This is a genomic window from Agathobaculum massiliense (assembly GCF_900291975.1).
Classification (GTDB): Bacteria; Bacillota; Clostridia; order Oscillospirales; family Butyricicoccaceae; genus Agathobaculum; species Agathobaculum ammoniilyticum.
In genome coordinates this window covers 1,348,166-1,368,018 of sequence record NZ_OMPN01000001.1, presented here as the reverse complement: position 1 = coordinate 1,368,018, position 19,853 = coordinate 1,348,166, and the positions used below count along the sequence as shown (strand labels likewise).

At 61.6% G+C, this 19,853-nt stretch carries 20 protein-coding genes and 1 pseudogene; 18 read left to right on the top strand and 3 right to left on the bottom strand.

Features of this window, described 5'->3' with window-relative positions; all coding sequences use genetic code 11:
- The first annotated feature begins 10 nt into the window (after positions 1 to 10).
- From DBQ51_RS07085 to pta, 15 genes and pseudogenes are all read left to right on the top strand, one after another.
- On the top strand, positions 11 to 1,381 hold the full coding sequence (locus DBQ51_RS07085) for an ethanolamine ammonia-lyase subunit EutB (RefSeq protein WP_107631117.1): 1,371 nt from the start codon (positions 11 to 13) through the stop codon (positions 1,379 to 1,381).
- Between the two features lie 17 nt (positions 1,382 to 1,398).
- Positions 1,399 to 2,313 (top strand): ethanolamine ammonia-lyase subunit EutC, encoded by a 915-nt coding sequence (eutC, locus tag DBQ51_RS07080; RefSeq protein ID WP_107631116.1) that lies wholly within the window; start codon positions 1,399 to 1,401, stop codon positions 2,311 to 2,313.
- A 21-nt stretch (positions 2,314 to 2,334) separates the two neighbouring features.
- Positions 2,335 to 3,006, top strand: coding sequence for an ethanolamine utilization microcompartment protein EutL (gene eutL / locus DBQ51_RS07075; RefSeq protein ID WP_054327937.1), 672 nt, complete (start codon positions 2,335 to 2,337; stop codon positions 3,004 to 3,006).
- A gap of 46 nt (positions 3,007 to 3,052) precedes the next feature.
- A pseudogene (locus tag DBQ51_RS17565) lies at positions 3,053 to 3,295 on the top strand (BMC domain-containing protein); the annotation flags it as partial.
- Between the two features lie 278 nt (positions 3,296 to 3,573).
- Entirely contained in the window at positions 3,574 to 5,058 is a 1,485-nt protein-coding gene (locus tag DBQ51_RS07065) for an acetaldehyde dehydrogenase (acetylating) (protein WP_107631114.1), read from the top strand.
- Positions 5,059 to 5,101: 43 nt separating this feature from the next.
- Entirely contained in the window at positions 5,102 to 5,392 is a 291-nt protein-coding gene (locus tag DBQ51_RS07060; RefSeq protein WP_054327935.1) for a BMC domain-containing protein, read from the top strand.
- 34 nt (positions 5,393 to 5,426) lie between these two features.
- Positions 5,427 to 5,711: a BMC domain-containing protein gene (locus tag DBQ51_RS07055; protein WP_054327934.1), complete on the top strand. Its 285-nt coding sequence runs from the start codon at positions 5,427 to 5,429 to the stop codon at positions 5,709 to 5,711.
- A gap of 39 nt (positions 5,712 to 5,750) precedes the next feature.
- Complete coding sequence (locus DBQ51_RS07050; RefSeq protein ID WP_242977853.1) at positions 5,751 to 6,539, top strand: ATP-binding protein; 789 nt, start codon at positions 5,751 to 5,753, stop codon at positions 6,537 to 6,539.
- 27 nt (positions 6,540 to 6,566) lie between these two features.
- A complete protein-coding gene (gene eutJ, locus DBQ51_RS07045; protein ID WP_107631113.1) occupies positions 6,567 to 7,382 on the top strand; it encodes an ethanolamine utilization protein EutJ in 816 nt (271 codons plus the stop codon).
- A 21-nt stretch (positions 7,383 to 7,403) separates the two neighbouring features.
- Positions 7,404 to 8,117: a hypothetical protein gene (locus tag DBQ51_RS07040; RefSeq protein WP_054327932.1), complete on the top strand. Its 714-nt coding sequence runs from the start codon at positions 7,404 to 7,406 to the stop codon at positions 8,115 to 8,117.
- A 61-nt stretch (positions 8,118 to 8,178) separates the two neighbouring features.
- A complete protein-coding gene (locus DBQ51_RS07035) occupies positions 8,179 to 8,484 on the top strand; it encodes a EutN/CcmL family microcompartment protein (RefSeq protein WP_107631112.1) in 306 nt (101 codons plus the stop codon).
- Positions 8,481 to 9,830: a 4Fe-4S dicluster domain-containing protein gene (locus tag DBQ51_RS07030; protein ID WP_107631111.1), complete on the top strand. Its 1,350-nt coding sequence runs from the start codon at positions 8,481 to 8,483 to the stop codon at positions 9,828 to 9,830. Before DBQ51_RS07035 ends, DBQ51_RS07030 begins: the two co-directional genes overlap by 4 nt.
- Before the next feature lie 5 nt (positions 9,831 to 9,835).
- The gene (locus DBQ51_RS07025) at positions 9,836 to 10,387 is read left to right on the top strand and encodes a BMC domain-containing protein (protein WP_107631110.1); all 552 of its coding nucleotides are present in this window, start codon (positions 9,836 to 9,838) and stop codon (positions 10,385 to 10,387) included.
- 27 nt (positions 10,388 to 10,414) lie between these two features.
- Positions 10,415 to 10,867, top strand: coding sequence for a cupin domain-containing protein (locus tag DBQ51_RS07020; RefSeq protein ID WP_054327928.1), 453 nt, complete (start codon positions 10,415 to 10,417; stop codon positions 10,865 to 10,867).
- A 15-nt stretch (positions 10,868 to 10,882) separates the two neighbouring features.
- Entirely contained in the window at positions 10,883 to 11,854 is a 972-nt protein-coding gene (gene pta, locus DBQ51_RS07015; RefSeq protein WP_054327927.1) for a phosphate acetyltransferase, read from the top strand.
- Here the strand turns inward: pta and asnB are convergent.
- Entirely contained in the window at positions 11,768 to 13,354 is a 1,587-nt protein-coding gene (gene asnB, locus DBQ51_RS07010) for an asparagine synthase (glutamine-hydrolyzing) (RefSeq protein WP_107631109.1), read from the bottom strand. The genes pta and asnB overlap by 87 nt on opposite strands.
- A 326-nt stretch (positions 13,355 to 13,680) precedes the next feature.
- Here asnB and DBQ51_RS07005 point away from each other — a divergent pair, with 326 nt between their 5' ends.
- Genes DBQ51_RS07005 through acrA form a run of 3 tightly spaced genes read left to right on the top strand, consistent with a single transcriptional unit; the run spans position 13,681 to position 16,785 of the window.
- Positions 13,681 to 14,832, top strand: coding sequence for an acyl-CoA dehydrogenase (locus DBQ51_RS07005; RefSeq protein ID WP_054327986.1), 1,152 nt, complete (start codon positions 13,681 to 13,683; stop codon positions 14,830 to 14,832).
- Between the two features lie 21 nt (positions 14,833 to 14,853).
- Positions 14,854 to 15,654 carry an acryloyl-CoA reductase electron transfer subunit gamma gene (gene acrB, locus DBQ51_RS07000; RefSeq protein ID WP_054328585.1) on the top strand — a complete coding sequence of 267 codons (801 nt, stop codon included), beginning with the start codon at positions 14,854 to 14,856 and terminating at the stop codon, positions 15,652 to 15,654.
- 21 nt (positions 15,655 to 15,675) lie between these two features.
- Positions 15,676 to 16,785: an acryloyl-CoA reductase electron transfer subunit beta gene (acrA, locus tag DBQ51_RS06995; protein WP_107631108.1), complete on the top strand. Its 1,110-nt coding sequence runs from the start codon at positions 15,676 to 15,678 to the stop codon at positions 16,783 to 16,785.
- 54 nt (positions 16,786 to 16,839) lie between these two features.
- Here acrA and DBQ51_RS06990 read toward each other — a convergent pair whose 3' ends face one another.
- Entirely contained in the window at positions 16,840 to 17,064 is a 225-nt protein-coding gene (locus DBQ51_RS06990) for a helix-turn-helix domain-containing protein (RefSeq protein WP_054328342.1), read from the bottom strand.
- 280 nt (positions 17,065 to 17,344) lie between these two features.
- A complete protein-coding gene (locus tag DBQ51_RS06985; protein ID WP_107631107.1) occupies positions 17,345 to 19,834 on the bottom strand; it encodes an ATP-dependent Clp protease ATP-binding subunit in 2,490 nt (829 codons plus the stop codon).
- Positions 19,835 to 19,853 lie beyond the last annotated feature (19 nt).

Genomic DNA, 19,853 nt, shown 5'->3' with positions numbered 1-19,853 from the left:
GTGAAACGATGTGATCCTGAAAACAAAGCTGTTCGGGCATGTCTATGAATTCAAGAGCATCTGCGAGGTGATGGCCAAGGCCAACGAGGAAAAATCGGGCGACAGGCTGGCCGGCATCGCGGCCGAGACGGCCGAGGAACGGGTGGCGGCCAAGGTAGTCCTGGCAAACCTGACGCTGAACGATCTGCGCAACGCGCCGGCCGTCCCCTATGAGGAGGACGAGGTCACCCGCATCATACAGGACGATGTGAACGAAACAATTTTCCGCGAGTTCCGGAATATGACGGTCGCGGAGTTCCGCGAGTGGCTGCTCGACGGCAATACCACAAGCGAAATGGTCCGCCGCGCGTCGCGCGGCATCACGTCCGAGATCGTCGCGGGCGTATGCAAGCTGATGAGCAATCTGGACCTGATTTACGCGGCCAAAAAGATCCAAGTGACCGCGCATTGCAACACTACGATCGGCCTGCCGGGGACGTTTTCCTCCCGCCTGCAGCCCAACCATACGACCGACGACCCGAAAGGCATCCTGGCCTCCGCGATGGAGGGCTTCTCTTACGGCTGCGGCGATGCGGTGCTGGGGCTGAATCCGGTGGACGATTCGGTGGAATCGGTCGCCCGCATCCTCAAGATGTTCGACGAGTTCAAGAATAAATGGGAGATACCGACGCAGATCTGTGTGCTGGCGCATGTTACCACCCAGGTCGCCGCGGCAGATAAACTGGGCGCGCCGCTCGATCTGATGTTCCAGTCGATCGCGGGCAGCCAGAAGGGGAACGAGGCGTTCGGCCTGACTGCGGCAATGCTGGAGGAGGGGCGCGCGACCATGCTCAGCCGCGGCACCTGCACCGGCCCCAACGTTATGTATTTCGAAACCGGACAGGGCTCGGAACTATCCTCCGAGGCGCACAACGGCTGGGATCAGGTGACGATGGAGGCGCGCTGCTACGGCTTTGCCAGGCGGTACCAGCCGTTCCTGGTCAATACGGTGGTCGGCTTTATCGGGCCGGAATACCTGTATGATGCCAGGCAGGTCACGCGCGCGGGGCTGGAGGATCACTTCATGGGCAAGCTGACCGGCGTACCCATGGGCTGCGACGCCTGCTACACCAACCACATGAAGACCGACCAGAACGATATCGAGAACCTGGCCACGCTGCTGGTGGCCGCCGGCTGTACTTACCTGATGTCTATTCCGGAGGGCGACGACTGCATGCTGATGTACCAGTGTACGGGCTATCATGAGATCCCCGCGCTGCGCGAGGTCTTCGGCCTGCGGCCCATTCCGGAATTTGACCGCTGGCTGGAAAAAATGGGCTTTTCGGAGAACGGAAAGTTGACGCCCAGGGCGGGCGACGCCTCGGTCTTTTTGGCGAAGTAGGAGAGGAAGTGAGAGTGTTGGACGAAGCTACATTGACACGCATCATCGAACAGGTGGTCGCGGAGCTTGCGCAGGACGAACGGCCGCCGGAAAAGCCGGCTCCGACGCCCGCCGCCCGGACAGAGCCGGCGGCTCCCGATATCCGGATGCCGGAGACGGCGGGGGAGGCGGGCTGCCTGCCCGACATCACGGAGATCGACATAAGGGAGCAGTATCTGGTAGAACAGCCGGAGCATGGCGAGGCGTATGCGGACCTCAAGCGGAACGCGCCCTGCCGTCTCGGCATCGGCAAAGCGGGCGCGCGCTATAAAACGCTGCCGCAGTTGGAATTCCGCGCGGCGCATTCAGCGGCGCAGGACGCGGTTTTTAGCGATGTGGACGAGGCGTTTATTGCCTCGCAGGGAGTGTTCCTTGTGCAGAGCCAGTGCGACAGCAAGGATACCTATTTGACGAGGCCCGACCTGGGGCGCAGGCTCAGCAAGGCGGCAGCGGATACCATCCGCGAGCGGTGCAGGGCCCATCCCACGGTTCAGATATATGTTTCCGACGGGCTTTCCTCCGCGGCGGTGTCGGCCAATATTCCGGATCTGCTGCCCGCGCTGCTGCAAGGCCTGCAGAACTATAAAATAGACGTGGGTACGCCGTTTTTCGTGCGATACGGCCGTGTCGGCGTGATGGATGAGGTGTCCGAATTGCTCGGCGCCGAGGTCACCTGCGTGCTGATCGGCGAGCGGCCCGGCCTGATCACCGCGGAATCCATGTCCGCCTATATTGCCTATCGGGCGACGGTGGGCATGCCGGAGGCGCGGCGCACCGTACTTTCCAATATCCACAGAAGCGGCACCAACCCTGCCGAGGCAGGCGCGCACATTGCCGATATTATCAAGCTGATGCTGGAGAAAAAGGCCAGCGGTACGGATTTGAAGCTGTAACAGGCAGGGAGGAGCTTACCTATGAAAAGAGATCCCATTCAGGCGAGGGTGCTGGCGACAAAGCTGATCCCAAACGTTGCGCCCGACCTCGCCGAACAGTTGTCGCTGCGGCCGGAGGAGCGGTCGCTCGCGCTGATCACGGCGGACAACGACGACGTGACCTATACCGCGCTGGATGAAGCGACCAAAAAAGCGGTCTGCCGCGTGGTATACGCCAAAAGCTGCTATGCGGGCGCGGACCACGCGAGCACGCGCCTGGCAGGCGAGATTATCGGCATCCTGGCCGCGCCCAATCCGGCGGAGGCCAAGGCCGGTCTGGACGCCTGTGTTGATATGATTGAGAACGTATGCCATTTTGTTTCCGCAAACGACGAGGGCGATATCGTCTACTATGCGCATTGTATTTCGCGCACCGGTTCGTATTTGTCCGAGGGCGCGGGCATTGCGGAGGGCGAGGCACTGGCGTACCTGATCGCGCCGCCGTTGGAGGCGGTGTACGGTCTGGACGCCGCGCTCAAAGCGGCTGACGTACACATGTGCGTGCTGTACGCTCCGCCGAGCGAGACGAACTTCGGCGGCGGCCTGCTGACAGGCAGCCAGGCCGCCTGCAAGGCAGCGTGCGAAGCATTTGCCGACGCGGTCGAGTTTGTGGCGGAGCATCCCACCGAATGCATTGCGGGGGACAGCCTGTGAACGGCGCGGCGCGCAACGGAGGTGACGGCCGGTGAGAGCGTTGGGAATGATCGAGACGCGCGGCCTGGTAGCTTCGGTAGAGGCTGCTGACGCAATGGTAAAGGCCGCCGAGGTCACGCTGGCCTGCAAGGAGCATGTCGGCGGCGGTCTGGTGACGGTCATGGTGCGCGGCGAGGTGGCCGCGGTCAAGGCTGCGGTGGATGCGGGTGCGGCGGCGGCCGAGCGGGTCGGGGAGCTGGTCGCCGTGCATGTGATCCCGCGGCCGCATGAGGAAGTGGAAACGATCCTGTCCCCGCCGCCCGCGGCGCCGGTCCGCGCCTCGCCTCGGCGCGCGCAGGAGCCCGTCCCGACGCGGGTATGCGAAGGGGCGCCGGATGACGAGACGCTGGCGGGCATGTCGGTCGCCAGCCTGCGCACCGCCGCGCGGGAGCTGGGGCTGACCAGCATGACGCGGCGCGATATCCGATTTGCCAAAAAGGAGCAGCTGATCGCGGCGATTCGGGCGTTCCGCGATCAGGGCAAATGAAATTCAAGCGGAAGCATCCGCGGATAAAGGAGAGTTGAATCATGCAGCTATATGACAAGGATTTACTGTCCATGCAGGAGGTCCGTGAACTGGTCGGCGCGGCCAAAAAAGCCCAGCAGGAGCTGGCCGGCATGACCCAGGAGCAGGTGGACCGCATTGTCCGCGCCATTGCGGACGCGGGCGTGCGCAACGCGCGGCGCCTGGCGGAAATGGCCAATGAGGACACCGGCTTCGGCAAGGTCGAGGACAAGGTCATCAAAAACGTGTTCGGCAGCCGCGGCGTGTACGAATACATCAAGGATATGAAAACCGTGGGCGAGCTTGAACGCGACGAGGTCAATAAAACGCGCACCATCGCCGTGCCGGTGGGCGTGATCGCGGGTCTGATCCCCTCAACCAATCCCACGTCCACCGCGCTGTACAAGTCCGAAATCGCGATCAAGGCGGGCAACGCGATCGTGTTTTCCCCGCATCCGACCGCACTGCGCTGCATCATGGAGACGGTCAAGGTCATCCGCCAGGCGATTTCCGAGGCGGGCGGGAACGAGAACCTGGTCTCCTGTATCACGATTCCCACCATGGAGGCCACCGATAACCTTATGCGCCACCGCGACGTTGCTTTGATTTTGGCGACCGGCGGTTCGGCCATGGTGCGCGCGGCCTATTCCTCCGGCACGCCGGCGATCGGCGTGGGGCCGGGCAACGGTCCGGCCTATCTGGAAAAGACCTGCGACCTGCCGCTCGCGGTCAAGCGCATCCTGGATTCCAAGACCTTTGACTGGGGTACGATCTGCGCCTCCGAGCAGTCCATTATCTGCGACGAGGATATGGCGGCTGCGGTGCAGGCCGAAATGGAAAAGCAGGGCGCCTACTTCCTCGACGACGCGGAGCGCGCCAAGCTCGGCAAATTCATTCTCCGCGCCAACGGCACGATGAATCCGGAGATCGTCGGCCGCAGCGTGGAAACCATTGCCAAGCTGGCCGGCCTGGATCGGGTGCCGGTGTCGGCGCGCGTGCTGGTCGCCCGTGAGGACGGCGTGGGCCGCGGCCATCCGTACTCCAATGAAAAGCTCGGGCCGATCCTTGCGTTCTATACCGGAAAGGACTATCGGGACGTGTGTGAAAAGGTTTGCACGATCCTGCGCTACGAGGGCGCGGGCCATACGTTCTCCATGCATACCAAGGACGAGCAGATGGTCGATTATTTTGCAAAGCGCGTGCCGGTTTCCCGCGTGATCGTCAATACCGCGTCCGCGCTGGGCGGTATCGGCGCCTCCACGGCGCTCATGCCCGCGCTGACGCTGGGCTGCGGCGCGGTGGGCGACTCGGCGACGAGCGAAAACGTCGGCCCCATGCAGCTGCTCAATACCCGCAAGGTGGCCTACGGTCTTCGGGAGCTGGACGATATCCGGCAGGGCGCGCCCGACTGCAGCGACGGCATCTGCCAGAGCACGGGCGGCGGGATCAGTGAGACCGATCTGGAGGCGATCGTCCGCATGGTCGTCAGCCGGATGAAAAAGGCGTAAACAGGTTCATCAACCATTCAATAAAGCTTAGGAGGAATTGATTATGGCAACGACGACACAGGCACTCGGCATGATCGAAACAAAGGGACTGGTCGCATCCGTGGAAGCGGCCGACGCAATGGTAAAGGCGGCAAACGTAACGCTGATCGGCAAGGTACATGTCGGCGGCGGCCTGGTGACCGTGATGGTGCGCGGGGACGTGGGCGCGGTCAAGGCCGCGACCGACGCGGGCGCGGCGGCAGCGGAGCGAGTGGGCGATCTGATCTCGGTACATGTGATCCCGCGGCCGCACGAAGAGGTGGAGTATATTCTGCCCTCGCTGGATAAGCAGTAAAAAGCGGAAAACGACAGAAAAGGAGTAAGGTAACATGGCAAATATGCAGGCACTCGGCATGATCGAGACAAAGGGACTGGTCGCATCCGTGGAGGCGGCCGATGCAATGGTAAAGGCGGCAAACGTAACGCTGATCGGCAAGGTACACGTTGGCGGCGGCCTGGTGACCGTGATGGTGCGCGGGGATGTGGGCGCGGTCAAGGCCGCGACCGACGCGGGCGCGGCGGCAGCGGAGCGAGTGGGCGATCTGATCTCGGTACATGTGATCCCGCGGCCGCATGAGGAAGTGGAGTACATCCTGCCGACTCTGGACAAATAAGGCGCGGCGGTACGGCAGAAGCCCATCCGCCTTGAGGAGGTGAAGCGTTTGAAATATATCACGGAGACAGCGCTGCGGCATGAGCTGCACGCGATCGAGCCGGAGAGCTATGTGGTACCCAGGGGGCAGAAGCTGACGCCGGCAGCGCGCGAGTATCTTCAGACGCGCAAAATCAAGATTGTGCCGGAGGAGCGGCAGGGGAAAGCCAGCCCCTGCTCGGCAGGGGTGGTAAACGCGCTGGCGGCGCCCGCGGCTGTGCCGACGGCAGCGGCGAGGTTCGTTGACTATGAGACCGGCGCGTTTTACGCGGAAAAGCCCGAGCATATGACGCACCTCGCGGGCAACCTACTGGTACAGAAAAGCCATCCGCGCATCCTGTTTCGGGGCAGGCTGGACGCGCTGCAGGCGTCTGTCGTGCTGGCGCAGACCGAGATCAGCGGACGCGGAGGCAGCGAAAAGCTGCTGGAGGACCTGAACGACCTGCTGCACGCGCTGCGCGAGGTGATGCGTTGCGACGTGCTCGATGAGCCGTTCACCATGGAAACGCTGATCGGACTGACACACGCCGGCCTGCGGGAGCAGTCGCACGACCCGCAGCGCTTTTTCGGCGTCAAGGCGATGACGCTGCCCGAGTATACCATGGGGCGCGATTTCGCCCTGCTCAACAGCCTGCGCGCCGCGGTGCGGGAGACCGAGGTCGCGGCGGCGCTGGCGTTTCGCGAGGGCGCGAAATGCACCAGAGAGGATCTGATCGAAGAACTAAACCGTATGTCCAGCGCGCTGCACATTATGATGTGCCGTTATCTGGCCGGACAATATGGGGCATAGCGGAAAACGGAAGGAGCGCTGGAACAAATGATGGATATGGAGCGCGTTAACGACTATATGGCCCGCGTGAGCGCGTCGGAGCATACCACCTTTCCGCCGGCTGACGGAGAAATGAAGGTGGGGCTGGACCTGGGTACGGCCTATATCGTGCTGGTCGTGCTGGACGGGGCGGATAATCCTGTGGCGTGCGAAAAGCAGGCGGCCTCGGTGCTGCGGGACGGCGTGGTGGTCGATTACCTCGGCGCGCTGCAGATCGTGCGCGAGCTGAAGCGCAGACTGGAGCAGCGGCTTGGCAGGGAGCTGGAACGGTGCGCCATCGCCATGCCGGCGGGGACGGAGTCGAGCGCGCGGACACATCAGTATGTGGCCGAGGGCGCGGGGTTTGAAGTGACCGCCGTGCTGGATGAGCCGACCGCTGCGAACGCGGTCTACCAGATCGACAACGGCGTGGTGGTGGATATCGGCGGCGGCACGACCGGCCTGGCCGTCCTGCGGGAGGGAAAGGTGGTCCGCATCGAGGATGAGCCGACCGGCGGCACGCATCTGACCCTGGTGCTGGCGGGCAACTATCATATCCCTTTCGCGGAGGCTGAGTCCATCAAGCAGGACTACGCGCGTCATAAGGAGATCTTTCCCGTGGTCAGACCCGTTGTGGAAAAAATGGCGGCGATCGTAAAACGATATGTCGATAAAACAGAAACGGAAACACTCTACCTGTGCGGCGGCACCTGTTGCCTGACCGGAATCGAAGAGGTCTTTGCGCGGGAAACGGGCATCCGGACGGTAAAGCCTGCCGACCCGTTTCTGGTGACGCCCGCAGGGATTGCCATGAACTGTAAGTGATAAGCGGAAAGGAGGGGAGCCATGGAGCGAACAGAGCTGGTCGAGGAAATCGTGCGGCGGGTCACGGCAAGACTGCATGAGCTGGAGGGAGCGGAGCAGGCAGACCCGTCTGAGAGCAAGCAGGGCCTGCTGATCCTGACACAGGCGCACGGCACGGCCTGTCACAGCGTGCTGGAGAGCGAGGCGGTCCGCCGGAAATGGCGGGTGGACTGCGCCCTGCAGCGCGAGTATGACGTGGAGCTGGCGGATTACGATGCGGTGCTGCTCGGCGACCTGAGCTGCGGCGCGCTGGACCGGATCGCTTCCGGCGTGGGAGACTGCGCCTTTACCCGTTTGGCGGTGCAGGCCATCCTCGCGGGGAAAAAGGTCTATATCCTCGCGGAGGGGGTGGAGCTGTACCGGTATCGGGAGTCGGCACCAGCGGTGTACTATAAGATGCTGCAGCAAAAGCTGGACTTTTTGCAGGCAAGCGGCGCGGTTCTCTGCACGCAGACCGATGTCGGGCAGTTGCTGACCGAAAAGCAGCCCGCGGCGAAATTACAGGTGCCGCCTGCGGAGGCGTCCAACGCAAAGGAAAAGACGCTGGCCAAGCGGGTGCTGACCGAGCGCGACCTGATCGACGCGGAAAAGCAGGGCGTTGCCTGCATCCGCGTGGGCGCGGGCTGTATCATCACGGCGCTGGCCAAAGACCTGGCGGCGGGCAGAGGCATCACGATTATCAAGGGGCAGGACTGAAAACCGCGGCGCGGGCTGAGCCGCCGGCGCGCCAACGTATGCCCGACAGGAGGGGAACCATATGAAAATTGCCAAAGTGATCGGGAATATCTGGGCCACCCGCAAGGAGGAACGGCTGGCGGGCTATAAGCTGCTGATCGTGCAGCCGGTCAACATCCTGGACGGCTCGCCGGACCGCGCGCCCATCGTGGCCGCCGATATGATCGGCGCGGGCATGGGGGAGACGGTCATCATCGTCGGCGGAAGCTCGGCACGCAGCGCGGCGGGCGATATGTCGGTGCCGGTGGACGCGACCGTGGTCGGCATTGTGGACGATCAGGAGTTCGACCCCGGTATTCTGGAGGAAAGGGAAGCGGTGAAACCATGAATCTGACCGAAACCATCAAGGCGGCCGGCATCGTCGGCGCGGGCGGCGCCGGATTCCCGACGCATGTCAAGCTGGACGCCAAGGCGGAGTGCCTGATCGTCAACGCGGCCGAGTGCGAGCCGCTGATCGAGACGGATAAATACCTTTGCCGCACCTGTGCGCCGCAGATCATCCAGGCGGTGCTGGCGGTCAAAGAGCATTTGGGCGCAGGCCGCGCGGTCATTGCCCTGAAAGGCAAATACGAACAGGAGATCGGCGCGCTGTCCGAGGCGATCCGCGCGGCGGCCGCGCCGGTCGAGATCTTCCGGATGGGTACGTTCTATCCGGCGGGCGACGAACAGACCATGGTGCAGCAGGTGACCGGACGCTCGGTCCCCGAGCGCGGCCTGCCGCTTGATGTCGGCTGCGTGGTGGACAACGTCGGCACCATGCTCAATATTTACGACGCGCTGCAGGGACGGCCGGTGGTGGATAAATACCTGTCGGTCGTGGGCGAGGTGAAAGAGCCGGTTATGCTGCATGTACCGATCGGGACGCCGGTCATCGACTGCGTGCGCGCGGCCGAGCCGCAGCTCGCGGACTATGCGCTGATCCTCGGCGGGCCGATGATGGGCAGGCAGTTGACCGGCGCGGACGAAATACGCGGCGCGGTCGTAACCAAGACCACGGGCAACATCATTGTGCTGCCGCGTGACCACTATCTGTTCCGGCGGGCCGCGACGCCGCTGGAAACAATCCGTCACCAGGCGCGCAGCGCCTGCATCCAGTGCCGGATGTGTACCGACCTGTGTCCGCGATACCTGATCGGCCACGCCATTCGGCCGCACCTGATTATGCGCAACCTGTGGCGTGAGCAGGGGGTAACGGACGACGCGGCATACGTCCGTATTTTCGGCGAGGCAGCCAACTGCTGCGACTGCGGCGTATGCGAAATGTTCGCCTGCCCGATGCAGCTTTCGCCGCGCAAGGTCAACCAATACGTCAAGCGCTGGCTGCGGGAAAAGGGACTTCAGGTGCCGCGGGACAGCGCGCCGCAGGCGCGAGCCGAGGTCGATCAGCGCCATACGCCGACCGACCGCCTGGTCAGCCGGCTGGGGCTGTCGGCGTATTACGGTCTGCACGCGCACGACTGCCGGACTCTTACGCCGGATGAGGTATTCCTGCCGTTCTCCCAGCATATCGGCAAGCCGGCGCATTCGGTCAAGCAGGCCGGCGACACAGTCGAGCGGGGCGAAGTGCTGGCGCAGGCGGCGGAAGGCCTGTCCGCACAGATTCACGCCAGTATTTCGGGCGTGGTGACGGAAATTACAGAAAGAGGCGCCCGCATCCGCGGACGGAAGGAGTGAGCACTATGGGAATTTCCAGCAGGATGGCCATCGGCATGGTGGAACTGAACAGCATTGCGCGGGGCATCGAAACCTGTGACTATATGGTAAAGGCGGCGACGGTGGAGCTGCTCCGCTCCTCCACGGTGTGTCCGGGCAAATACCTGATCCTGATCGCGGGCGAAACAGGGGACGTGAAAGCCTCCATGACGGAGGGAATCAAGCGGGGCGGCGAGTGCGTGGTGGACACGCTGACCATCCCCAACATCCACGCGGATGTGATTCAGGCCATCAGCATGACCACGCAGATTGAAAGGCCGGGCGCGGTCGGCGTTTTGGAGTATTATTCGGTAGCGTCCGCCATCATTGGCGCGGATATCGCGGCCAAGGCGGCGGATGTGCAGCTGATCGAGGTGCGCATCGGCTATGCGATCGGCGGCAAGGGCTATGTGACGCTGACCGGCGATGTCGGCGCGGTGCGCGCCGCAGTGGCCGCCGCCAGGAAGCAGGCCGAGCTGCTGGTCGGCACAAGCATTATCCCGCGCCCATCGCCCAAGGTGTTTGAGGCTCTGATGTGACCTGGCAGCGGAAAGGGGAGGATGACGATGAAAGTAAACGAGGAGCTGATTCGCAGCCTTGTGGAAAAGGTGCTGGCCGAGACAAGCTGGCAAAAGCCGGCGCAGAGCGAAAGCGGCGGGTGCGGCTTTGAGAAAACGGTAGATCCCAGCGGCGTGCTCAGCGTGCGCGTGCCGACCGTGCGCCTTGAGCCGTTTGAGGGGCGCGATGACGTGCGCCTGAAAGACGTGGCGACGCTCGAGGAGGCGCCGCGCATCGGCTGCGGCATCATGGAGCTGCGCGACGGCGCGGATTTTGAATGGACGCTCACTTACGACGAATGGGACGTTGTACTGGAGGGGCGGCTGGAGATCCGCATAGACGGCCGCACCGTAGGCGGCGACGCAGGGGATGTGCTGTATATCCCGCGCGGTAGCCATATCCACTTTACAACGCCGCAGTATGCGAAATTTGCCTATACAGTATTTCCGGCGGATTGGTGAGACAGGGGCGCTGTTATGTTTACTAAGCTGATCGAAAAACTGAAAAAGAATTATACCACGCTGGTGTTCACTGAGGGGGCGGACCCGCGTATCCTGGAGGCTGCCTCCCGCCTCAAGCGGGAGGACATTCTGCAGCCCTTGCTGATCGGGGACGTACAGGAGGTGCGGCAGGCCGCGCGGGCAGGCGGCTTCGACATTGCGGATATCCGCATCGTCGATCCGCTGCACTACCGCCGTATGGACGAGCTGGTGGATAAAATGGTAGAGCTGCGGAAGGGCAAGCTGTCGCCTGAGGAATGCCGCGGGCTGCTGCAAAAGGGAAATTATTTCGGCACCATGCTGGTAAAGCTCGGCGTGGCAGACTGCCTGCTCGGCGGTGCGACCTATTCCACGGCGGATACGGTGCGTCCGGCGCTGCAGCTGATCCGTACCAAGCCGGGACACCGGATCGTCGGCTCGTGCTTTATCCTGACCCGCGGGAGCGGAAGCAGCGCGGAACTGCTGGCGATGGGGGACTGTGCAATCAATATCAAGCCGGATGAGGATGAACTGGCCGAGATCGCAGTCGAAACCGCCGAATGCGCGAAGCTGTTCGGCATTGACCCACAGGTGGCGTTCCTGTCCTATTCGACCAAGGGGTCGGGAAAAGGCGAGGATGTAGACAAGATGCGCCGCGCGGCCCAAACGGCGAAGCAGGCGCGTCCCGATCTGATGATCGAGGGAGAGCTGCAGTTTGATGCGGCGGTATCGCCCGAGGTCGCGCAGACCAAGTGCAAGGGCCTGCCGGTGGCGGGACATGCCAACACCTTTATCTTTCCGGATATCAACGCCGGCAATATCGGCTACAAGATCGCGCAGCGCCTGGGCGGCTTTGAGGCCTATGGGCCGATCCTGCTGGGCTTAAACGCGCCGATCAACGACCTGTCCCGCGGCTGCAACGCGGAGGAAGTCTATTATATGGCGATCATCACGGCGGGGCTGCGGTGAGGCCTTGACGGGAATACAAAAAAGAGGGGCGGATGCCCCTCTTTTCCTTTTCGCGCGGCTGCAACGCGGATACCGCCGGCCGTATCCTCCCGCAACGCTGCCTTCCAGCAGGGTCGCCATAAACCAGTCCAGATTGAGAACGAACATTTCGCGCATGCGCGCGTCCTTTTTGCTGTCCGAGGGCAGCTTTTCTGCGCGGCGGCAGGTGGAAAGATAGTGCTCGCGGACGAACGCCGCCCCATCTCGCACCACGTCCGGTGCGAGCAGGCCGAGCCGCAGCCCGACCGATCGGGACCACGGGAACGTGTCCTCGAACAGGATCTCCTCGCGGTGGTACCAGGGATAGCCGCCGAACAGCTCGTCGGCGCACTCTCCGGAAAGGCATACGGTCGTGCCGCCTTTTTTCACCTCCGCACAGAATAGCAGCAGCGAGGAATCCACGTCCGCCATGCCGGGCAGATCGCGGGCGTCGGTCGCGGGCAGAAGCGCGGCGCACAGCGCCTCCGGTTCAATGACAACGTTATGGTGCGCAGTATGAAGCGCATCCGCCATCATTTTGATATACGCGTTGTCGCTGTTTGGTTGGAAGCTGCTTTTTGTAAAATACTTGTCGTTGTCGCGGTAATCGACCGACCAGGTGTGCAGGGTTTCGCCGCGCGCGGCGTAGTCCCTGGCGGCCAGCATGGACAGGATGGAGGAATCCAGCCCGCCGGACAGGAAGCAGGCCAGCGGCACGTCGGATACGAGCTGGCGCTGCGCCGCGTCGCAGATCAGCTCCCGCGTGCGCTCGATTGTGGCCTCCAAGTCGTCCGGATGCTCATGCGCCTCCAGCTTCCAGTATGCGGCGTCCGTATAATGCTCGGGGGTAAGGATGGCATAGTGGCCGGGCAGTAGGGAGTCGATCTGCCGGAACACGCCGGAAGCGGGCGGCCGCGCCGGACCGAGCAGCAGCAGGGAGCGCAGGCCGTCCTCGTCGATCACAGGTTCGACCTCCGGATGGCACAGCACCGTACCGATGGTCGAGCCGAACACCAGCCCGCCGCCCGTATGCGCGAGAAACAGGGGCTTGACGCCCAGCCGGTCGCGGCAAAGGGTCAGGCGGCGCTCGGCTTTCTGCCAGATGGCGAAAGCAAAAATCCCGTTGAGCCGCGGGAATGCATCCGTACCCCATTCCAGAAAGGCGTGCAGCACAACCTCGGTATCCGAATGCCCGGCAAACCGATGGCCGCGCAGGATAAGCTCGTGCCGGATATCCTCGGTATTATATAACTCTCCGTTATAAATCAGGACAGTATTCCCGTCGGACGATGTCATGGGCTGCTGGCCACCGTCCGGATCGATAACGATCAGGCGGCGGTGGACGAGCATCGCGTCCAGATCGCAGAACTGCCCCTCCGCGTCCGGCCCGCGCGGCGCGAGCGTGCGTTTCATGCGCTCCGCGACCGGCCCATAGCCGCGTGTATCATGTTCGTAATCGACAAAGCCTCCGATTCCACACATAGGCTTTTCCTCCTTAAAATTTTGGTCTTCCATCCTTTTTATGCCGGTATGCGTCCGGATATGCGCCCAGACGCACGATAGATGATTACAAAACGGAGACTGAAACGGCAAATTAACGAGGGGTAAAAAATCCAATCTGCACAAAAATGCGGGGCGAAATTCTCAGGCAAAAGTCTGTTAAATCCTTGACATATTGCGGCCAAACAGTATAATAGAAGTAGACATGCTCCAAAGTTGGGTGTCGGTGGATGCGGCGCTTGATACCTATGGTGTCCGGCGCTGTGTTTTTCTGTTCACCTGCGAATTTTTTTTGGGAGGTATATGGCATGGATTTTAGGCTTACAAAAGAAGAAGCACTGTTCCAGAAGATGTGCCGCGAGTTCGCGCTTAACGAAGTTGAGCCGATCGCCGCGGAGATCGACGAGCAGGAGCGCTATCCGGAAGAGACTGTCCAGAAGCTGATGAAGTACGGCCTGATGGGCATTCAGTTCCCCAAGGAAGTCGGCGGTTCCGGCGGCAACTACGTTTGCTATTCGATCGCGATCGAAGAGATCAGCCGCGTCTGCGGTACGACCGGCGCGATCATTTCTGCGCACGGCACGCTGGGCGCCTGGCCGATTTACGCGTTCGGCACGCCGGAGCAGAAGGAGAAATGGCTCCGCCCGCTGATCGAGCCCAAGGAAGGCGCGAAGGTTGGCGCGTTCGGTTTGACCGAGCCTAATGCCGGTACCGATTCCGCGGCACAGCAGACCATCGCTGAGAAGCAGGAAGACGGTTCCTACATCCTCAATGGTACCAAGGTGTTCATCACCGGCGGCGGCCGCGCGGATACTTATGTCGTTTTCGCCATGACCGACAAAGCAAAGGGCAACAAGGGCATTTCCGCCTTTATCGTAGATAAAGATGACCCGGGCTTCTCGATCGGCAAGATCGAGCACAAGATGGGCATTCGCGGCTCGCAGACCGCAGAGCTGATCTTTGAAGACGTACACCTGCCGGCGGACCGTCTGCTGGGCAAGGAAAACGGCGGCTTCAAGATCGCGATGATGACGCTGGACGGCGGCCGTATCGGTATCGCTTCTCAGGCGCTCGGCATCGCGCAGGGCGCGCTGGACAAGGCGATCCAGTACATGAAAGAGCGCGTACAGTTCGGCAAGACGCTGGATAAGTTCCAGGGCCTGCAGTGGATGGTAGCCGATATGTACACCCAGATCGACGCTGCCCGCCTGCTCGTCCGCCGCGCGGCGTTCAACCACGATGTTGGCCTGCCGTTCACCAAGGAAGCCGCTATGGCTAAGCTGTACGCTTCCGAGGTCGCTATGGACGTTACCACCAAGTGCGTGCAGATTTACGGCGGTTACGGCTACATCCGTGAGTACCCGATGGAGCGCATGATGCGTGACGCCAAGATCACCGAGATCTACGAGGGTACTTCTCAGGTTCAGAGAATGGTCATCGCTGGTCAGGTACTGCGCTAAGAAAAGGAGGAGAACAGAACTATGAAAGCAATCGTATGTGTAAAGCAGGTTCCGGATACCTCCGGCAAGGTAGCGGTGAATCCGGACGGGACGCTGAACCGAGCGTCGATGGAAACGATCACGAATCCGGACGACCTGAACGCGGTAGAAGCGGCGCTGAAGCTGAAGGATGAGACGGGCTGCAAGGTAGTTGTAATCACGATGGGTCCCCCGCCGGCGGAAGGCATGCTGCGTGAGCTGCTGGCGCGCGGCGCGGACGAGGCGGTGCTGGTATCGGCCCGTGAGTTCGGCGGATCGGACACCTTCGCGACCTCGCAGATCCTCGCGGCGGCAGTGAAGAAGGTGGGCCTAGAGGACGACGATATCGTATTCTGCGGACGGCAGGCGATCGACGGCGATACGGCGCAGGTAGGCTCGCAGATCGCGGAGAAGCTGGGCGTACCCCAGATTTCGTACGCGGCGGACATCAAGAAGGAAGGCAACACGGTAACCGTCAAGCGCATGCTGGAGGACGGGTACATGACCATCCAGGCGAAGACGCCGTGCCTGCTGACGTGCATCAAGGAGCTGAACGCACCGCGCTATATGTCGCTGAGCGGGATCATGGACTGCTACGCCAAGCCGGTGGCGGTATATGATTACAACACCCTGAAGGATGATCCGCTGATCGATCCCACCACGATCGGTCTGAAGGGGTCGCCGACGAACATCTTCAAGTCGTTTACGCCGCCGCAGAAGGGCAAGGGCAAGATGCTTGAGGGCGCGGACAAGGCGACGTGCGAGACCCTCGCGGCGGAGCTTCTGAAGAAGCACATCATCTGAAGGAAAGGGGAATAATGAACAATGGCTGAATTTAACAACACCAATCTGGCCGATTTCAGCGGGGTTTGGGTATTCTGGGAGCAGCGCCAGGGCAAGCTGCAGCCGACGGTGCTTGAGCTGATGAGCGAGGGGCGCAAACTGGCGGACGACATGGGCGTAGAGCTGTGCGGCCTGCTGCTGGGCAAGGACGTAGACGGAATGGCCAAGGAGCTTGGCGCATACGGAGCGGACAAGGTATACATCGCGGATTCGCCGCTGCTGGAGACCTACACGACGGACGCATACGCGAAAGTAATCTGCGACACGGTAATGGAGAAGAAGCCGGAGATCATGCTGATCGCGGCGACGAACATCGGCCGAGACCTGGGTCCGCGCTGCGCTGCGCGTCTGCACACGGGCCTGACCGCAGCCTGCACGCATCTGGACGTAGATGTGGAGAAGTACGCGGCGTTCCTGAAGGAAGCGTCGACGCTGCCGGAGGCGCAGATCGACGCGCTGGACCGCTCTGACCGCAACCTGAAGATGACGCGTCCCGCGTTCGGCGGACACCTGATGGCGACGATCATCTGCCCGCGTTTCCGTCCGCAGATGGCGACGGTTCGCCCGGGCGTGCTGAAGAAGAGCGAGTACGACGAAGCGAAGGCGAATGCGGTAGTGGTAGAGAAGCTGAGCATCAGCCTGAGCGAAGCGGACATCGAGACCAAGGTGCTTGAGGTCGTAAAGGAAGCCAAGGAGCTGGTAGACCTGACGGGTGCAGAGGTAGTGGTATCGGTAGGCCGCGGCATCTCGAAGGATGTAGAGACGGGCATCAAGCTGGCGGAAGAGCTGGCGTCGGAGTTTGGCGGCGTAGTAGGCGGCAGCCGTGCGGCGATCGACTCGGGCTGGCTGACGGCGGACCACCAGGTAGGCCAGACGGGCAAGACGGTACATCCGAAGCTGTACATTGCGCTGGGCATTTCGGGAGCGATCCAGCACAAGGCCGGCATGCAGGATTCCGAGTGCATTATCGCGGTGAACAAGGCTGATGGCGCGCCGATCTTTGACGTTGCCGACTACGGCATCTGCGGCGACCTGTTCAAGGTCGTTCCCATGATGATCGACGCTATCAAGGCTGCTAAAGCTGCTAAGTAAAAAACAGAGCTTAAGCGAAAGCCCCTGTCCATTGGACAGGGGCTTTTTTACTACTTATTTATGATTTTTGGGGTAGGGCGCACGCACATCGGTTTCTCCGAGCAGATAGTCCACGCTGGTATGATAAAAATTCGCCAGCTTAATGAGAACGTCGGTGGGGATATCGCGTTTCCCCATCTCATAGTTGGAGTAGCAAACCTGTGTGCAGTTTAATATTTGTGCAATGTCCCTTTGCAGCAGGTCGGCATCCTCGCGTAAATTTCTGATTCGTGCGTACATAGTTGCTCCTCTTTTAGAAGAAATGGCTATATTCAAGTGTACGCAAAACGAATTGTTATATTGATTTATAAAACAAAATGTTATATAATAAGCAAGGAATAAAGGGGGAGTCGTTTAATGGGGAGCGTATCGGTTATTCTCAGCCTGCTTGTGTTTGGGGTATTAAACATCGTGCTTATTTTGGTGGAAAAACGCTGATGAGACAGCAATAGCGATTCGCAGGGTAGTTTTTACGCAAAAAAATCCCGATCCATATGGATCGGGATTTTTTAGTCAAGGGTTATGCGTCCTTTGCGCTTTCGCTGGGATTTGATTCGGCAGGAGCCTGCTGCGCCAGCGTCAGCCTGTCATCCGCGACGTCCAGCGTTACATGGTCGCCCGCCTTGATGCGGCCCTCAAGGGACTGCTCGGCAACGAGATCCTCCACCTCGTTTGTGACCGCGCGGCGCAGCGGCCGCGCGCCATATATCGGATCGAAGCCGGCCTTGGCAAGATGCTTTTTCGCGGCGTCGGTCCAGTCCATGACGATCTGCATATCCTGCATGCGTTCGGCGACCTGCCGCAGCATACCGTCCGCAATCTGAGCGATCTCCTCCTCGGTCAGGCGGTTGAACACGATGATGTCGTCGATACGGTTGAGGAATTCCGGCCGGACCGCGTTCTTCAGCTCACCGAGCACATCCTCCCTAATCTGTTCGAAGGTGCGTTCGGCATCGCTCGCGCCGTCCGCGGCAAAACCGAGCGACTTGCGGGTATGGCCTGTGATCTTCTGCGCGCCGATGTTCGACGTCATGATGATGATGGTATTCTTAAAGTCAATGTGCCGGCCCTGGCCGTCCGTCAATACGCCATCCTCCAGAATCTGTAGCAGAATATTGAACACATCCGGATGTGCCTTTTCGATCTCGTCGAACAGCACGACCGAGTACGGGTGGCGGCGCACCTTCTCCGAGAGCTGGCCGCCCTCGTCGTAGCCCACATAGCCCGGAGGCGAACCGATCATGCGGGAAACCGCATGCTTTTCCATATATTCGGACATATCAATGCGGATCATGGCGTTTTCGTCGCCGAACATGGCTTCGGCCAACGCCTTGGAAAGCTCGGTCTTGCCGACGCCGGTGGGGCCGAGGAACAGGAACGAGCCGATCGGGCGCTTGGGGTCACGCAGACCGACACGGCTGCGCCGGATGGCCTTTGCGACCGCGGTAACGGCCTCGTCCTGGCCGATCACGCGCTGGTGCAGCGTGTCCTCCAAGTGCAGCAGGCGCTGGCCCTCGTCCTCCGTAAGCTGGGCGACGGGGACACCTGTCCAGCCGGAGATCACAGCGGCGATATCATCCGCCGTGACCGCGCCGTGCGTTTTGGTCTGCTGTTCAGACCATTCCTTTTTGCGTGCTTCGAGCGCTTCGCGCTTTTGCTTTTCTTCATCACGCAGCTTGGCGGCGTTTTCGAAGTCCTGGCTCTTGACAGCCTCCTCCTTTTTCGCGGCGACGGCGGCGATTTCGTCCTCCAGCGCTTTCAGGTCGGGCGGCGCGGTCAACGTGGACAGGCGCACACGCGAGCATGCCTCATCGATCACGTCGATCGCCTTGTCCGGCAGATAGCGGCCGGTCACATAACGCACGGACAGCTTGACCGCGGCATCGATCGCCTCGTCCGGTATCTTGATGCGGTGGTGTGCTTCATACCGGTCGCGCAGGCCCTTGAGGATCTCGACCGCGTCCTCCGGCGTCGGCTCGTCGATCTGCACGGGCTGGAAGCGGCGCTCGAGCGCGGCGTCCTTTTCGATGTTTTTACGGTACTCATCCAGCGTGGTCGCGCCGATGACCTGCACCTCGCCCCGGGATAGTGCGGGCTTGAGGATGTTTGCCGCGTCCGCCGCGCCCTCGGCGGCGCCCGCGCCCATCAGCATGTGCATCTCATCGACAAACAGGATGGTGTCTTTCTTGGCGGTCAGCTCCTCGATAACCTTTTTGATGCGCTCCTCGAACTCGCCGCGGTACTTGGTGCCAGCGATCATGCCGGTCAGGTCGAGCGAGATCACGCGCTTGTTTTTGAGCGTTTCCGGCACGTCGCCCGCCACAATCTTCTGCGCGAGGCCCTCGACAACGGCGGTCTTGCCAACGCCCGGATCGCCAATCAACGCCGGATTATTTTTGGTGCGGCGGGACAGGATCTGGATCACGCGCTGGATTTCCTTGGCGCGGCCGATGACCGGATCGAGCTTGCCCTCCCTGGCGGCGGCAGTCAGGTCGCGGCCGAACTGGGTAAGAGCGTCCTTATCCGAAGCGCCGCCAGTCGCGCCTGCTTCCGCAAAGCCGCCCTGCTGTGCGCCGCCGAGCGTTTCGCTCAGCTTTTCTGCCAGCGTCTGCGGCGTGACCTTGAGGTTGGCCAGCGCGGTCAACGCCACGTTCTGCCCTTCGCGCAGGATGCCGAGCAGCAGGTGTTCGGTGCCGACGTAATTGGTCCCCATCTGGCCCGCAGACTGCAGCGACAGCTCGATGATGCGCTTGGTGCGCGGGGTCATGCCCTGCGGCGCGGCGCTGTCGGGTGCGCCGCGGCCGGACAGGTCCTCGATCTGCTTCACCAGTGCATCCTCGGTCACGCCCGCCGCGGCAAGCGCTTTGGCGGCAGGGCCGCCGCCCTCACGCAGCAGGCCGAGCAGCAGATGCTCCGAGCCGATATAACTGTGGCCGAAAGAGCCGGCGGCTTCCTGCGCCAGCGTCAGGGCTTTCTGGGCACGTTCGGTGAAACGGTTTTGATAAAACATAAGTCAACACTCCTTTCAG

Bases quoted from the DNA above. Each gene is read 5' to 3' on its own strand.
- eutL (WP_054327937.1), top strand. From the start codon at position 2,335: ATGAAAAGAGATCCCATTCAGGCGAGGGTGCTGGCGACAAAGCTGATC.
- DBQ51_RS07065 (WP_107631114.1), top strand. From the start codon at position 3,574: ATGCAGCTATATGACAAGGATTTACTGTCCATGCAGGAGGTCCGTGAA.
- DBQ51_RS07060 (WP_054327935.1), top strand. From the start codon at position 5,102: ATGGCAACGACGACACAGGCACTCGGCATGATCGAAACAAAGGGACTG.
- DBQ51_RS07055 (WP_054327934.1), top strand. From the start codon at position 5,427: ATGGCAAATATGCAGGCACTCGGCATGATCGAGACAAAGGGACTGGTC.
- eutJ (WP_107631113.1), top strand. From the start codon at position 6,567: ATGATGGATATGGAGCGCGTTAACGACTATATGGCCCGCGTGAGCGCG.
- DBQ51_RS07040 (WP_054327932.1), top strand. From the start codon at position 7,404: ATGGAGCGAACAGAGCTGGTCGAGGAAATCGTGCGGCGGGTCACGGCA.
- DBQ51_RS07035 (WP_107631112.1), top strand. From the start codon at position 8,179: ATGAAAATTGCCAAAGTGATCGGGAATATCTGGGCCACCCGCAAGGAG.
- DBQ51_RS07030 (WP_107631111.1), top strand. From the start codon at position 8,481: ATGAATCTGACCGAAACCATCAAGGCGGCCGGCATCGTCGGCGCGGGC.
- DBQ51_RS07025 (WP_107631110.1), top strand. From the start codon at position 9,836: ATGGGAATTTCCAGCAGGATGGCCATCGGCATGGTGGAACTGAACAGC.
- DBQ51_RS07020 (WP_054327928.1), top strand. From the start codon at position 10,415: ATGAAAGTAAACGAGGAGCTGATTCGCAGCCTTGTGGAAAAGGTGCTG.
- pta (WP_054327927.1), top strand. From the start codon at position 10,883: ATGTTTACTAAGCTGATCGAAAAACTGAAAAAGAATTATACCACGCTG.
- asnB (WP_107631109.1), bottom strand. From the start codon at position 13,354: ATGTGTGGAATCGGAGGCTTTGTCGATTACGAACATGATACACGCGGC.
- DBQ51_RS07005 (WP_054327986.1), top strand. From the start codon at position 13,681: ATGGATTTTAGGCTTACAAAAGAAGAAGCACTGTTCCAGAAGATGTGC.
- acrB (WP_054328585.1), top strand. From the start codon at position 14,854: ATGAAAGCAATCGTATGTGTAAAGCAGGTTCCGGATACCTCCGGCAAG.
- acrA (WP_107631108.1), top strand. From the start codon at position 15,676: ATGGCTGAATTTAACAACACCAATCTGGCCGATTTCAGCGGGGTTTGG.
- DBQ51_RS06990 (WP_054328342.1), bottom strand. From the start codon at position 17,064: ATGTACGCACGAATCAGAAATTTACGCGAGGATGCCGACCTGCTGCAA.
- DBQ51_RS06985 (WP_107631107.1), bottom strand. From the start codon at position 19,834: ATGTTTTATCAAAACCGTTTCACCGAACGTGCCCAGAAAGCCCTGACG.